This window comes from Metabacillus sp. B2-18 (assembly GCF_021117275.1).
Lineage (GTDB): Bacteria > Bacillota > Bacilli > Bacillales > Bacillaceae > Metabacillus.
In genome coordinates, this window is record NZ_CP088245.1 from 2428750 (window position 1) to 2442979 (window position 14230).

Here is a 14230-nt window from a genome sequence, read left to right on the forward strand (position 1 = left end):
AAAAACATGATTAAAGGACTACTGGAGAAATTAAGACAGCCTAAACAAAAATCATCAGCTGAACCAGACAGACAATATATAAGTGAAGATCAAGTACAGGCAATTGTTGATCAACGAATAAAAGAACATGCTTCAGCACTCCAGACTCCAAGTACTGATGATGAAGAACATCTTTTAACGCCAAAACAAATTGACTATGCACTTTCGTTAATTGATAAAGTTAAAGATGAATTTGTGATTGCTATTGATCCAACTAAATTGACTGTTAAGGATTTAAATAGGTTGATTGGTTATAATCGGTATAAGAATAAGGGGACTTTAGTGAATTTAGTGAAAAAGGGTGTTTTAAAAAAAGTATAAGGATTCGTAATGGTGCTTATATCTCTTAAAGAAAAAAGGTAACTTAGAATGCTTTCATTCTAAGTTACCTTTTCTGTCTATATTGACTTTTTAATACAAAAACTGCTCCTTAACAGGAAGTACCCATTGAGGTAAGTTTTGCGCTTCAAATGTGATTGCACCATTATTAATTTCAAGAACAATTTCACCGTCTTCTTGACTGTTATCAACCAGGACAATGTTATCAACCATATGTGCATATTGATATAAATGGTCAAAAGACGTTTTGCTTCTTCTAAGGATATCTTCAGTCGGGATATCATGTCCCCCATTTTTCACCCTCATGGCAACACGCTTAATATTCTGACTAACATCACTCAAAGCTACATAAAACATAGTGATTTCATAGCCCATCTCTTTAGCTTTCTCCATTTGTCGAATAGCATTTCCACCAGCAAGTGTGGTCTCAATTGAGAAATCTTTACCTTCTTTGATATATCTATATACAGATTTTATTACTTCTTTTCCAGCTGTTACCCTTTTGGATTCTGGGTTTGAAGGGTCAATTCTTCTTGCAATTGCGTCTGGATCTAGATTAATATCTACACCAATTTTGTCGATGAGTAGGTTTCTGATGGTGCTTTTTCCACTCCCATTGTTCCCAGCAAACACGTAGAACATAGGTCTGTGGCTATGACTCATGATTGATCCTCATTTGTGAGAGGAACAATATCACCATTGGGGAATTCTTTAACCAGTTTTCCATTCTTTTCGTACACAATATACGTATTATTTACTTTTGCGTCAATTCTTGCACGTTCACCAGTCATCTTCACCCATTTATCAGCCCATGCAAACTTTCTTTTTTGTACATTATTCGGTTCTTCTAACATCAGAAAACACCACCTTAGTAGAGATTATAGCAGATAATAACTACATAAACACCATTCGGATAGATGCATTTTTTTGATAATTCATCAAATTCATCAGTCGAAGTGAAAAATATTAAAAAAGAGCTTGTCAGATTATTTTGCATTGTTTTTTTGAAATCAGCATAGTCGGTATAAGAATAGGGACGGTTAATTAACGATTAAGAAAGCTGTTCTTAAAAAAGGTAATAACAGTGTTTGTCCACTGATTATTAGTAAAAAAGGATTTGGAAAATAAATTTCTAATTCTTTTTTGTAATGGAATTTTTATAAAATATTTTTATTCGCCCTCGGCACCAAGTACGATGGCATTTCCTCATGTAACGCCCAAACAAAACTCACTGGCTTACTGCCAGAATGCTTTACATAATCAACTAACCCTAGAAAAATGAATGAAGATGTCAAACCATACTCTTTCTTGTATTCCCTGACAAACAATGCAAGCTTATGATCAGTTTTCATATGAGTTCGATATCGGTTTGCAGTCTCGCTGCCTTCTGCAACCTTTGACTGTGTTTGCCAATGGAACAATGTCTCATTGATCGCATAGTCATCATAAAGTGTTGATGGAGAAAAATCTTTTTCAGATTTATTAAGAGTAGTAAAGAATACATCAAGGTTTTTCTCTTTAAAATGCTTAACTCCTTCTCTAAAGGATGGACTTGCTTCTTCACTATAATATCCTAATGCAGCTAGCACTTGGGCAGTTGAATAACGGCTATGAACAGTTAAAGGACAAGGAAAATCAAACTCATTTTCAATTTCCATTGTTACAAGTGATGAATACAAATACTCTAGTATTTCGACTATTTCATTCCTAAACTCTTTGATTGAGAGTATGGCCCATAGTCCATCTTCAATTGAAGAAAATCCCTGTTTCTTAGGATGATGTTGATAAAAAGAATAATAAAACATCGCAAGCATTAATCTTTCTTCTTCTGTTTGAGCTGTTTCACCATCAATAAAACGATTATAAAAATCAAGTAGTTTTGCTGAATTGAGATGGAATAAGTTAGGTAGACGACTTGTGATAAACTTTTCATTCTCAACCTCAAAATTCTCTTTAGCGTCAGCATGTACCATCAAGCGAGTGAAGCTTCGGTCTTTACTTTTTCCGTAAAAGTCATAAAGGGATAAATGATAATGCTTTAGAAAATTATTAAGAGTTAGCTTTAATCCTGTATCCTGTTCAAAGTATTTCATTTTTGAAATTAAATTCGCTTTTGTGTTCGCACCTGCTTTAATATTTCTTAAGATATATTCCTTAGCTTGCCTTTCTAGCTGTACAAAGCACCCTTTAGGAAGATTGAAAAATCCATTTTCAACATAATGTTCAATCGAATGCTTTGTTTTTCCTAAAAGTGCTCTAAATTTCTCTTCGAAGTTATAATCTTTATGAGCTTGTCCGATGAAATCGAGAACGGTTAAGCATTCTTTCCCCTCAGCTAGTCGTAGTCCCCTACCGAGCTGTTGTAAAAACACAGTTAAACTTTCAGTTGGCCTCAAAAATAAAATGGTATTAACATCAGGAATATCGACACCCTCATTATATAAATCAACAACAAATATAAATTTGATTTCGCCTCGAGTTAGCATATCTTGCGCCTCATGACGTAGCGTTTGACCCACATTACCATGTAGGGCAAGGGACGGAATTCCCATCTGATTAAAATAGTCAGTCATATATTTAGCATGCTCCACTGAAACACAAAATCCAAGCCCTTTTACATCATCAATTGAGGTGACATACTTATAAACACTTTTAATGATTTGATTACTCCTCATGTCATTAGAAGTATATACATTTTCAAGCTCTTTCACATCATAACCTTTTCTACTCCACTTTAATTTAGAGAGATCTACCAAATCACTTACACAAAAATACTGAAAAGGTGATAGTAATTTTTGATTAACTGCTTCCGTTAATCGCATTTGAGCTGCAACGGTATGATCAAAATAATGAAGAATATCTTTCCCGTCCATTCGTTCAGGTGTTGCCGTCAAACCAAGTAAAATGTTTGGCTGATAATGTTTAAGAAGCTTTTGATAAGATTCAGCAGCGGCATGGTGAAATTCATCAACAATAATATAATCATAAAATTCACTCGTTGTTTTTTCATATAACTTTTTACTGTTAAAGCTTTGAATACTTGTAAATAAAGTATCTAATGATGATGGAACATGGTTACCTACAAGCATTTCACCAAAGTTTGGGTCTTTTAAAATCCCACGAAAGGTATCTAAGCTTTGTTTTAGAATTTCCTCTCTATGAGCTACAAATAAGAACCTTGCTCTATTTCCATTACTTGTATAATATCGTTTGAAATCAAATGCTGATATAACGGTCTTTCCAACCCCTGTAGCCGCAACAACGAGATTTTTATAACGACCAAATACCTTCCGTTCAACCTCTAATTTTTCTAAGATTTCCTTTTGGTAATGAAATGGTCGAATATCAAAGACAAAATTCAAATCTTGGTCAGCTGCTTTCTTCTTTTTAGATAAAGCTTTCCGAAGTAACTCCTGATCTTGCTGATTTCTATAATCAAATGGTTGAAATTCTTTGTCATTCCAATAGCTTTCAAATGTAGCTTCAAATTTTCTAACGATATCAAATGAATCCTTCTCCGTTACCTTCAAATTCCACTCTAGCCCTGAAGTTAACGCAGGGTTTGATAAATTGGAAGAACCAATATATGCAGTCGTAAAGCCTGTATCTCTTTTAAAAAGGTAAGCCTTTGCATGAAGTCTAGTCCGTTCAACATCATAAGAAACCTTGATCACAGTATTAGAGAGCTTACTCAATTCTTCAATCGCTTTAAAATCAGTCGCTTCCATATAAGATGTGGTAATAACTCTTAACTCTCCACCTCGATCAGTAAATTCCCTCAATTCCTCAATGATGCACCGAACGCCACTCCACTTTATAAAAGAAACAAGCATATCAATCTGATTTGAAGTCAAAATCTCTTTCTTTAACTCCCCAAGCATGTTTGGTTCATAATTCGATCCAGTAAATAAAGAGCTTTGGGAAATTGGTGTTACTGGACGAATAACTTCATCCTTTCTAATACTCTTTATAGAATTAAGACGTGAATAAATCGAAGTAAGAACTTCTCCCTCTTCCTCAATTTGTAAGCTTCTAAACTCTTCATCATCTAGCTTCATACTAAGAAGCTCAATAATCTCATTACAGACTTTAATTTGTTGAAATAAAGCTTCAGAATCTTCATTTTGATTTTCTCTAAGGGATTTTAATGCTTTTCTTGTAATTGTAGATATGTAGGAAGAAAGCATTTTTCTAGCTTCCTCAACGTCTAACTTTTCTTTTCCTAGTTCAAATGTATCGTTATCTAGATTTGCTAGTTCATATTTTAATTTCTTATTTATAATTTCTTCGTAGATTCCTTGTTTGAGCATTGTTGCACCTCGGATTGTTTAATCATATATTATATACGTAAACTTCTTACACGTTCTACAGCTTTTCTAATTCCTTCATAACTGATTCTACCGTTTCCAAAGAATGGGGTGGAGAGTAAGAAAATTTCTCTATTATTATGCAGAGTCACTTTAAAAAGAGTATATTCTTCATGGGCGAATTTCCAATTGTCAATCGTCTCAATAACTGAGGAAAAGAAATTGACCATTTTTTCAGTTAATGTTCGGTCATAAGAGACTATAAGACCAACATTTGTACTCTGAATAATGGCGTCCTTAATTAATGAAAACCTTTTTTCGCCAACCTCTTTATAATAATCTTCTACAGTAGACCAAATTGATTTATACGGATCGATATTTCCTTTAGATTGTTTTGGTAAGGGCATAAGTTCACATAGAAAATGATTTGAGTCTTCTCTACCAAATTGCTTGGAATAAAAAATATAATCTTTAATTTCTTCAGTATTTGGTTTATGTCCCTCTAATTCTAATAAAAATGCGACCATATAACGCCATACATTAGGTCCACTAAATGATTCTAACGGTATATTATACAATTCTTCCCACACGTAACGAAAATCCATTTGAGATTTATACCTTTTACGTAACTCCAAGCTTTGTTCAAGCGTTTTTGTTTTATTTCTCCATATCTCCGCTCCACCCTCTTCAATTCCAATAAACCAGGTAGAAGCATTGATATTTCCATAACCAAGCCAGTTATATAAACATGATTGAACCAATTCTAATGAAACCTTTTCAGACTTTGTTTGTGAATCAACGTTTTCATTAAATGATCTTATATATTTTATTTCATTAGGCCTATTATAAGAGTGCGCTTTTATATCTTTATTTGACATCGACTTCATTGCATCTATGATAATTTCATGTAATTCCTCAACCGAGTAATCCTTAATTTTTATCCATCCTTGATTGTCTACTTTATAACCCTTTGTAAAGATCATGTCAGAATCCATATATTTACCGATCACATATCCGTTTCCACTTGGATGTAATTGAGTAGCGAGAGTCTTCCCTCTTTGTAAACTACCAGGATAAACATAATCAACTCTATCATTACTTATAGATTTCTCGAATAATTCATTATATGAACTGAAAATTGTTTTCTTATGTTCAAAGCTTAACATCATATCAACTCCCTGCTTAAGTGACTTCTAACCAAAATGTAACTCTCTGTGACAATTGGGACAAACAGCTATCGCATTATCGGTAGTGTCTTCTCCACCATCTGCTAGTCTTTTTTTATGGTGAACTTCTAGATAAGGACTACCATCTGATGCCCTTTTAAACGGAGCTTCTTTTCCACATTTTTCACAGGTTCCATTTGCTCGAATCAAAACTTCAGCTATAACGTCTGGGTCACGTCTAAAAGCCTTAGTAAGTACTTCATATGTATCTGGATATACAGAATCTCTGTTATCTATGCGTGATAATCTTTCCTGCTTGTTATTCTTCATCGCCTGTTTAACAGCTTGATAGAGTTCTTCCTCATCACTTAAGACTTTGTTTTTCTCTTTTAACATTTGTGCAATAAGTTCAAAATGATTATGCTCAATCTCAAATAATGTCCCCCTATGAAAATGGACTGCCTCACAGTCTTCTAAATTTCGTGAATTTATTAGACTATCCAGTTCTAAACCAAGTTCATAATCACTTATTTTTTGAAATTCTACAGAAATTTCATGATCTTCTTCATACTTGTCTGTTACCTTACAAATAGTGGTGATTGCTCGTACATCACCAATTTCGTATGCTACTGCTAAATCCCCAACAGTAATTTCTCTAAAGCACCGTGGGTTTTTTCGTTTGTTTCCATTCATATTAAGATTTGAAAATGTTTGAGTTGTGCCAAGTTTTTTATTAGTAAAAGTCCATTCATAACTAGTTGAATCAATATTTAACCAGTAAAATCTCTTCTGACTTTTAAATTCAGGAAGTACTACATATTGTCCACGACCAATTCTTTCAAAATATTTCTTATATGTAGGACTATGACCATTTTCACTTGCATTAGGTAAAATAACTCTCATATGCTTTTCGCTTGCGTTTATTTTATTTTCCTCACAAAAAAGTTTTACCTTTTCATATGTAATCGGTTCGAGTATATCCCCAGTAGCAACAGCTTTCACAATTTCATATCCTAAGCCACTATATCCGTGTTTCGCCATGTTGAAACAACTCCTATATTTATCTTCAAGGGTTCTTTATTATAGTTAATTCGACAAAAAAAGAAAGATCCCTTGTAAATTATGGGAATAAATAACCGGGATTGACTTAAGGGGATGATTAAATGGAATTACTTGGATTATGTCGAAATGCTATTTTTATTTGTCAAACCTTGTAAACTCATAGTAAAATTTTATTAGTATATAAACTTTAAAATTAGGGTGATTTAGTTGGGCCATTTACAAGAAAAAGAACTAGAAATATTAGGTCAGATTTGTAAAAAAAATAATTTATCAATAAAATCTGTATATAATTTATTAAAAACTGCTGAAAAATTCTCTTATGAAAATGTTTCTGCAGGAGCAAGAAAGAAAGAGTACCTTGATTTGATAGATTTCTATTTAAAAGGTGGTAAATAATGCTTTTTAAGAATTTAATTTTTGACAATTATAAAACATACTATGGTCATCAAGAACTGGAACTTTATATACCTTCAGAAATAAGAGAAGAAGAACAAAAGAACATTATACTTTTAGGCGGTCTTAATGGAGCTGGTAAAACTACAATCCTTAAGGCAATTTTATATGTCCTTTTTGGAAAACGTGGCATTTCTGAACAGGAGTATAAAAGACAATTTTCGAATGTGATTAATAATACTTTCTTCAACGAAGGAGGTAGAGATTGTTCAGTCACATTAACTTTAGAAACAGACCAAAAGGAAGTTTGGGAACTTAAGGTTAAATGGAGTTTCGATCATCTTAAGAGATTGATAAATGAGAACCGAGATATTACTGTATGGAAACCAGGTGCAAGACATGGTAAACATGCTTCAATAAATAATATTGAGGTATTTTATAGATTTATAGATAAGATAATTCCCTATCATGCATCTCCATTTTTTATTTTTGACGGTGAAGAGATTAAAGACATTATCTTAAGACAGAATAGTAATGAGATGAAGGAATCTATCCATAAATTAACTGGTATGGATGCCTACAATCAATTATTAAAGGATTTAATAGCAATCCAATCTAGCCTTGAACAGGAATTATCTAAATCAGTTAGCAAAAGCAAAATTGGTAATTTAAATAAAGAATTAGAGCAAGCAGATTTAGATATAAGTACATTGACAGAAAGAAAAACGAAGTTCACTCAAGAAATACAAAAAATAGAGAACTTAATTGATAAAACTAAGCAAGTACGAAATGATAAACTTGTTCAAAATTCAAAGTCGCGTGAAGTTGTAATAAAAAAACAATCACGTCTATCAACTGAATTAAACATGCTAAACAAAGAATTTAGTGGAAATTTCAAGGAACATTCAATAATTATTATCCTAAGTGATAAAATAAAGTCTTTAAAAAAGCAATTAAAGAATGAAAGTGACCAAAGATATCAAAAAGTTTTAAAGGAAGCTACTCTAACACCATATAATAACTTTATTAATCAATTACTTAACCAGAACATCAATCCTCCACTTTCGAATGGGCAATTGACTCAGTTAAGAGAATTAGGAGAAGAAATCTGGAAAAAAGAAAATAATGTAAATGTTGATCGCAACACGACTTTCAAGGAAGAGCTACACGATATCTCATCAAATGATTACAGCTATTTTATGAATTTGTCTATAAAGGATACTAATTTTATTTCATCAATTATAAATAAAATGGAAAAGATTAAGAATGATTTAGAATTTATAGAAACTGAAATTAGAAATGCACCAGAATCTGTTGATATATCAGATGAAAATGAAAAAATAGACATACTTGTAAAAAAATCCGGTGAAATTAACGTAAAATATAAATCAATTGTCTCTAAACTTAATAGAGCAAAAGAAACAAAATCTTCAATACTTAACAACCTTACTAGGCTTAACGAGCAAGGTGTATTTTGCAAGAAAAAAATGCAGAGTCGCGCAAGACTTTTTGCAGAGTTTTGCCACCCGATTTCAATACCTATCTAGCCTTAGACAGTGCGTTTGATAGTCTATAACTTCCACCATTGAACGTTAGGACGTGTGCGTGGTGAATTAAACGATCTACTAAAGCAGCTGTTAATCTTGAGTCAATAAATATACGGTTCCATTGACTAAATTCAAGATTCGAAGTAATAATTAAGCTTTTCTGTTCATACCATTCTGCAATTAGTTGAAACAATAGTTCTGATCCTTCCTTACTGAACGGTAGATAGCCCATTTCGTCCAAAATAATTAAATCTACCTTTTCAAACCTTTTTCTAAAGGAAGCCAGTTTATCCTGTTTTAACGCCTGTTCTAATTGTTCAATGAGGAGAGAAACACGATAGAATCTCACCTCATATCCCACTTCACATGCTTTTCTTCCTAATCCTGTTGCTAAATGGGACTTTCCAGTCCCTGGTGATCCAATTAATACGACATTCTGCTTTTGCTTGATAAAGTCTAGGCTCATTAAACCATCTTTATCAATTTGTGTTGGAAATCGGATTCTCTCGTTCCATTCATAATTGCTTAAACTCTTAGAATCTAAGAATTTGGCGTTTTTTATAAGGCGCTGTACCTTTGCTTTATCACGTAAACGAAACTCTTCCTTAAATAACGCTTCTAAATACTGTGTCGGAGAGTCAAATGGAATTGTTTCGTAAATTTCCGAAACATAGGCTAACCTTAATGACTTACACATTGAACGGATAGTGTCGCTCATCATTACTCACCCCTTTCTAGTGGTGCCAAAGAATCATATTCCGACCAATCTAGCCCAAAGGGATTCTCATTCTTCCCAGAAATTAAATCATAAAATTCCTCATTAATTCTCTTCATATCATGTGTTACAAGTAAGTTAACTAATTCTAATAATCTTTCTTTACGAACCACTAAATCATCAACCATTAAGTAATCATTAACTCGACCCGGTAGGTATTTTTGATACCTTGAATAAGGTACTACTCTTGGTTTTCGAATCCAATCTTTGAAGATAGATACCCACGGAATAGCCCGTTTTTTGTTCATGTACGATCTAAAATCTTCTAATAAAATTTCCCCGTCGGGGGAAACAGCTTTAAATTTATCCCAATATAATACGAAATATATAAATGGATAATTTGATGCTTTAGGAATATGTATTAATGTGCTATCAATCTTGGCTTCATTAAACTTATTCACCTTTGCTTCAACTTCTTTAAAGATTGGATAATCTTCCGTTGGCAACTCCAGTAAAAAGTCCTTCTCTATATTCCAGAGGTCCTCAATCATTACTTCTTTTTCATAGTGAAGTCTTTGTCTATCATTTTGGAGCTGTTTACGAAGTGTTTCCGTTAAATCTTCAAAACTATTCATGACTGGAGATGTTGTAAAGAAGTTATATCGAATATTGTTTTTGTCAATATTAATTTGAGCCAGAGTGATCACTTCAAAAGTGAGCCACTTTATCATTTCTAGCCCCCATTACTGGGAGGGATTGGGTGTTTGGAGGTCTTGCCCCGAGGAGGGGCAAGACCTCCAAACACCTCGCGTTCACTCCTGGTTATGCTTTAGTTTCTCCATTTTGTTTCATACTTTGTCTAAATCGATAGGATTCTCCGTTCAGTAAGTGGATGTGTGATCGATGGGTGAGTCGATCGAGAAGGGCAGCTGTCATTTTTTCATCTCCGAAAAGACTAGTCCACTCCGTAAATTCAAGATTGGTAGTAATAATAACGCTTGCACGTTCATACCTACTTGAGAAAAATTGAAATAGGAGCTCTGATCCAATTTTTGAAAAAGGTACATACCCTAGCTCATCTACGATGATCACATCAAATTTGAGCCACTTCTTTTCTAAAGCACCGAGTTTATGCTCGTCATTCGCCATCAGTAATTCTTCTACTAATTTAGACGCTGTAATGAACTTGGTTTTATAACCATTCTTTATCATCTCAATACCGAGTCCTGTAGCTAGATGGGTCTTTCCAGTACCACTATTTCCGAGAAAGAGAATGTTTTCCTTTTTCTCAACGAATTCACCTTTAGCTAGTGTTAAAAAACGATTTCGATTTAGACTAGGCATTAAACTGAAATCATAGGTATCCAAGGTTTTCTGGACTGGAAAGTTTGCTTGTTTTAGTCGCCTCTGTTTTTGATTTTCATCTCTCATTTCTATCTCTACTTCAAGTAAGGCTAACAAATACTCTTCATAGCTAAGGTTACGTTCTTCAGCTTCTCTTGCGAGAGAGCGATACTGTTTGTGAATGGTAGGCATTCTAAGCTGCTTGGTTAAATGATCCACTAGTAATTCTGTTGTCATCTTACTGACCTCCTGTTAATTGTCCATATTGAGCTACATTCGATTTTTTAACTTTATAATCTACTAGATTAGTAGGCGTTTTCTCTTTCGAAAGGTCATGGATTTTGACGTTTGCGTTTGTCAGTTTTTGAATTATTTCATGAACCACTTCATACCTAAATATCTGCGTTTGTTCCGCCTGTTGTAAAGCTTGCGTGAGTTTCTCCATTCCTATCTCCCGATGGAGAAGGAGTAGACGAATAAACTTTCGATCTCCTGCAGCACCTTCTTGTTCACGCATCTTTTGATGGAAACGCCTGAACACTTCTGGTACTTTAGAAGATTGAAAGGCACGGGCATCTCTGACAGCACGTGGTTTCTTTAATAGAGCTTCTAGATAATGATCTAAAACGGTAACCATTTGATTTCTCTCATAGGAACGAGAATGTTCCGCGATCACTTGATTTTGAGCCACAACGATCACACGATCCACAAAAATTTTTGCCCACACAGCTTGACCGACATAGCTACATGGAACAGAGTATTGGTTGGTATCAACGGTTATTAAAGATGTTTTATTTACTTGGCATGAAACAAGCCTACACGCCTCAAAACGGTTCTCTGGCAATGGGTGAAGCTGTTGTTTCTCCTTTTCCCACATAGCTAAAACTGTTTCTTTTGAGTAAGGTACCATTCGTCTATCAGCCTCTTGTAGGCACCATTCTGAAAGGTATTCATTTAATTCCTCTAACGATTGGACTTCTGGTTTAGGTACAAGGGCATTTCTTCTTATATAACCTACTGTCCCTTCAATGCGTCCTTTTTCGTTTCCAGATCGTACATTACAAAATTCTGCTTTGAATAAATAATGAGCCTGGAGAGCGATAAAAGATTCTTGTTCGAGGCGATCACGCCCCTGAAGAATTTTAAGTACAGCTGTTTTTAAATTATCGAAGAGTCCTTCAGTTGGAACGCCTCCAAAAAACTCAAACGCATGAACAAAACCATCTAAGAAAGCTTCTTGTTTTTCATTTAGATAAGCTCTTACAAATCGTAGGCGGCTTGCCGAAAGCTGAATGCAAAAGAGGTAAACACGTTGCGTTCGACCCTGTAGAATAATGTCCGCCTCTCCCCAGTCGAATTGGAATTGGTGGCCGAGTTGAAAATCAAGTGGAATGAAGACTTCCTGTAGTTTCTTTTTACGTTTGGCAACGATTTTTCGAATATTGGATGCGGAACCTTTGAAATCATACTCGTCTTCTAGTCGATTGAAGATTCTCGCAGCTGTATGTTTTTGTTTTCCCCAGCTCTTTAGATCTTCCTCAAGCCATTGATCGATAATCGGCAATACTCGCTTTGTTTCATCAGAATACTGCTTTGTACCATAGACCTTTTGGCGTTGAATGGTTGTAGGAGCTACATTTTGTTTTAAGTATTTACTAACGGTGTTTCTTGAAATACCAAGTTTTTCTGCAATTTGTCTTTGTGATAATCCTTCAACCTCTTTTAAAAATTTGATACGATGAAATTGAGCCATATTGATCATCCTTTTGTTCCTCTTCTCTGATTGATAGTTTGGTCACTTACAATCATAAAAGAGGTTAATTAAATTGGAAATCGTGTGGCTCATTTTTTATGTGATCAAACTATTGAAAAGTGGCTCAAATCTAATTTATCAAATACAAATATAACCTACTTTGTTTTCCACACTACCTTTTTCATGACCACTGCGTGGGTTACACACCTGAACTTCAAATCCATAGTGATTTTGAAATTGGATAAAGGCATCAGTTAATTTTGCCTCTTCAGTTTTTGATCTTACTTTTTTAACAGCCGGAGTTAAATTGTCAATTCTAATTCTCCTAGGAACTCCCCCAGATTGAGTGAATAAGAGTTTCAATCCTTGAAGAAAACATTCTTGATTTTCAGATGGTAATGGGGCAGCGAATGCGGCATTACTATGCGGGTACGACATAACTAAAACATGTGTATCGATAAACTCCCCATCTTTAACAACCTCCATTACCCCGAAGTCTACTTGTGCTTCACTAGGAGGATGTTCCAATCGGTCATGTCCTTTATCTATTTCTTCGTTATGACTATTCTCCCAGTCAGATATAAAGTAACAGACCGTACGATAAGAGCCTTTGAAGCCTAACCCCAGTAGTTCATTAAATATTTGCTTCTTGGTTCGGCGTAACTTTTTCTTTAATTTGCTATCTTCGAATAGCCAATCTGAAACTATTTCTCCCCATTTATCTGTATACATCATTCCATTTGATTGTTTAATCTTAGAATCTGGTAACTGATCCTCGTCAGCATATTTCTTGGCAGTTCTCCAATTAATCCCTAATGTTTCCTTTATCTTTGTTATAGATAAGCCTTTTTTGTTTCTTAGGTGTTTGATACAATTAATATCAGACATTGCTAGCATCCTTTCATGTTCCTCCACTCTGTATTGATTCGACACCATTACAGTAGAGGGACTTGGGGTGGCTGGCAAGTCTTTTTTTTTGCACCTATTAAATAAGTGCGGAACTCTGCATTTTTACTTTGCAAAGCTCTGCACTTCTATTTTGCAATACACAACTGATACAGAAATTACAGAAGAATATATTGATATTATGAAGAAACACTCTTACAAACAATATATGTTAGATTACAATGAGGAAAAAAAATATACGATTGTCAGAGATGGCTATTTTGAATTTGTTGGGGTGGAAAAAAATGTCTAATAGAAGAATGAGCTTATCAGGTTCTGGAAAAGAGATATTAGACCAGATGTCACAATTGCTTGAAATTGAAAGACCACATGGAATCAAGATAGCTCTTGCTAAAGGAATATCAAAATTTGATGGTAATTTTGATATAGATTATAGAGACTCAAAAGATAAATGGAATATCCCCGATAATATTATCAGAGATAGAGAATATCTACTTTTTAAACATTTGATCATTCAAGAAGTACAAAGGCCATTAAATGATGAAGAAATTACACAATTCATGTTATATTTTATTGAATTTGGTTTAAAAACAGTTCAAGAGGAAATTAATAATATGTCATCTATGGAAGATTACCGTATAACAGTATTAGGTTAAAAA

The 14230-nt window shown here is 34.1% G+C and carries 15 protein-coding genes; 5 read left to right on the top strand and 10 right to left on the bottom strand.

Annotated elements, in window-relative coordinates:
• The first annotated feature begins 6 nt into the window (after positions 1–6).
• Positions 7–360: an ABC transporter ATP-binding protein gene (locus LPC09_RS12240; RefSeq protein WP_231309596.1), complete on the top strand. Its 354-nt coding sequence runs from the start codon at positions 7–9 to the stop codon at positions 358–360.
• A gap of 90 nt (positions 361–450) precedes the next feature.
• Here the strand turns inward: LPC09_RS12240 and LPC09_RS12245 are convergent, their stop codons facing one another.
• The 5 genes from LPC09_RS12245 to LPC09_RS12265 all read right to left on the bottom strand — a co-directional run bounded on the left by LPC09_RS12245 (position 451) and on the right by LPC09_RS12265 (position 6892).
• Positions 451–1041, bottom strand: coding sequence for an ATPase (locus tag LPC09_RS12245; RefSeq protein WP_231309597.1), 591 nt, complete (start codon positions 1039–1041; stop codon positions 451–453).
• A complete protein-coding gene (locus LPC09_RS12250) occupies positions 1038–1232 on the bottom strand; it encodes a hypothetical protein (RefSeq protein ID WP_231309598.1) in 195 nt (64 codons plus the stop codon). Before LPC09_RS12250 ends, LPC09_RS12245 begins: the two co-directional genes overlap by 4 nt.
• Positions 1233–1535: 303 nt before the next feature.
• A complete protein-coding gene (locus tag LPC09_RS12255; RefSeq protein ID WP_231309599.1) occupies positions 1536–4688 on the bottom strand; it encodes a DEAD/DEAH box helicase in 3153 nt (1050 codons plus the stop codon).
• Between the two features lie 29 nt (positions 4689–4717).
• Positions 4718–5851: a hypothetical protein gene (locus LPC09_RS12260; RefSeq protein ID WP_231309600.1), complete on the bottom strand. Its 1134-nt coding sequence runs from the start codon at positions 5849–5851 to the stop codon at positions 4718–4720.
• Positions 5852–5878: 27 nt separating this feature from the next.
• A complete protein-coding gene (locus LPC09_RS12265) occupies positions 5879–6892 on the bottom strand; it encodes an HNH endonuclease (protein ID WP_231309601.1) in 1014 nt (337 codons plus the stop codon).
• A gap of 228 nt (positions 6893–7120) precedes the next feature.
• Here LPC09_RS12265 and LPC09_RS12270 point away from each other — a divergent pair, with 228 nt between their 5' ends.
• Both LPC09_RS12270 and LPC09_RS12275 read left to right on the top strand, forming a co-directional pair.
• A complete protein-coding gene (locus tag LPC09_RS12270; protein WP_231309602.1) occupies positions 7121–7309 on the top strand; it encodes a DNA modification system-associated small protein in 189 nt (62 codons plus the stop codon).
• On the top strand, positions 7309–8853 hold the full coding sequence (locus LPC09_RS12275) for an AAA family ATPase (protein ID WP_231309603.1): 1545 nt from the start codon (positions 7309–7311) through the stop codon (positions 8851–8853). The genes LPC09_RS12270 and LPC09_RS12275 overlap by 1 nt, the downstream gene beginning before the upstream one ends.
• On the opposite strand, the gene istB (LPC09_RS12280) is transcribed toward LPC09_RS12275, so the two are convergent.
• The 5 genes from istB (LPC09_RS12280) to istA (LPC09_RS12300) all read right to left on the bottom strand — a co-directional run bounded on the left by istB (LPC09_RS12280) (position 8846) and on the right by istA (LPC09_RS12300) (position 13562).
• Complete coding sequence (gene istB / locus LPC09_RS12280) at positions 8846–9571, bottom strand: IS21-like element helper ATPase IstB (RefSeq protein ID WP_098797386.1); 726 nt, start codon at positions 9569–9571, stop codon at positions 8846–8848. The two genes, LPC09_RS12275 and istB (LPC09_RS12280), sit on opposite strands and share 8 nt — an antisense overlap.
• Positions 9572–9573: 2 nt before the next feature.
• The gene (locus tag LPC09_RS12285) at positions 9574–10299 is read right to left on the bottom strand and encodes a hypothetical protein (protein ID WP_231309604.1); all 726 of its coding nucleotides are present in this window, start codon (positions 10297–10299) and stop codon (positions 9574–9576) included.
• A gap of 91 nt (positions 10300–10390) precedes the next feature.
• Complete coding sequence (gene istB, locus LPC09_RS12290; RefSeq protein WP_231307495.1) at positions 10391–11149, bottom strand: IS21-like element helper ATPase IstB; 759 nt, start codon at positions 11147–11149, stop codon at positions 10391–10393.
• Between the two features lies 1 nt (position 11150).
• Positions 11151–12665: an IS21 family transposase gene (gene istA, locus LPC09_RS12295; RefSeq protein ID WP_231307496.1), complete on the bottom strand. Its 1515-nt coding sequence runs from the start codon at positions 12663–12665 to the stop codon at positions 11151–11153.
• Between the two features lie 138 nt (positions 12666–12803).
• Positions 12804–13562, bottom strand: a complete 759-nt coding sequence (gene istA, locus LPC09_RS12300) for an IS21 family transposase (RefSeq protein ID WP_331275801.1) — start codon at positions 13560–13562, stop codon at positions 12804–12806.
• Between the two features lie 58 nt (positions 13563–13620).
• Here istA (LPC09_RS12300) and LPC09_RS12305 point away from each other — a divergent pair, with 58 nt between their 5' ends.
• Together LPC09_RS12305 and LPC09_RS12310 are read left to right on the top strand one after the other, a co-directional pair.
• On the top strand, positions 13621–13863 hold the full coding sequence (locus LPC09_RS12305) for a hypothetical protein (protein ID WP_231309605.1): 243 nt from the start codon (positions 13621–13623) through the stop codon (positions 13861–13863).
• Positions 13856–14227, top strand: coding sequence for a hypothetical protein (locus LPC09_RS12310; protein ID WP_231309606.1), 372 nt, complete (start codon positions 13856–13858; stop codon positions 14225–14227). The genes LPC09_RS12305 and LPC09_RS12310 overlap by 8 nt, the downstream gene beginning before the upstream one ends.
• Positions 14228–14230: the final 3 nt, after the last annotated feature.

Excerpts from the sequence above, each read along its gene's own strand:
- LPC09_RS12265 (WP_231309601.1), bottom strand. The coding sequence starts at position 6,892 with ATGGCGAAACACGGATATAGTGGCTTAGGATATGAAATTGTGAAAGCT.
- istA (WP_331275801.1), bottom strand. The coding sequence starts at position 13,562 with ATGCTAGCAATGTCTGATATTAATTGTATCAAACACCTAAGAAACAAA.
- LPC09_RS12310 (WP_231309606.1), top strand. The coding sequence starts at position 13,856 with ATGTCTAATAGAAGAATGAGCTTATCAGGTTCTGGAAAAGAGATATTA.
- istB (WP_231307495.1), bottom strand. The coding sequence starts at position 11,149 with ATGACAACAGAATTACTAGTGGATCATTTAACCAAGCAGCTTAGAATG.
- LPC09_RS12245 (WP_231309597.1), bottom strand. The coding sequence starts at position 1,041 with ATGAGTCATAGCCACAGACCTATGTTCTACGTGTTTGCTGGGAACAAT.
- istB (WP_098797386.1), bottom strand. The coding sequence starts at position 9,571 with ATGAGCGACACTATCCGTTCAATGTGTAAGTCATTAAGGTTAGCCTAT.
- LPC09_RS12260 (WP_231309600.1), bottom strand. The coding sequence starts at position 5,851 with ATGTTAAGCTTTGAACATAAGAAAACAATTTTCAGTTCATATAATGAA.
- LPC09_RS12285 (WP_231309604.1), bottom strand. The coding sequence starts at position 10,299 with ATGATAAAGTGGCTCACTTTTGAAGTGATCACTCTGGCTCAAATTAAT.
- LPC09_RS12250 (WP_231309598.1), bottom strand. The coding sequence starts at position 1,232 with ATGTTAGAAGAACCGAATAATGTACAAAAAAGAAAGTTTGCATGGGCT.
- istA (WP_231307496.1), bottom strand. The coding sequence starts at position 12,665 with ATGGCTCAATTTCATCGTATCAAATTTTTAAAAGAGGTTGAAGGATTA.
- LPC09_RS12240 (WP_231309596.1), top strand. The coding sequence starts at position 7 with ATGATTAAAGGACTACTGGAGAAATTAAGACAGCCTAAACAAAAATCA.
- LPC09_RS12275 (WP_231309603.1), top strand. The coding sequence starts at position 7,309 with ATGCTTTTTAAGAATTTAATTTTTGACAATTATAAAACATACTATGGT.
- LPC09_RS12255 (WP_231309599.1), bottom strand. The coding sequence starts at position 4,688 with ATGCTCAAACAAGGAATCTACGAAGAAATTATAAATAAGAAATTAAAA.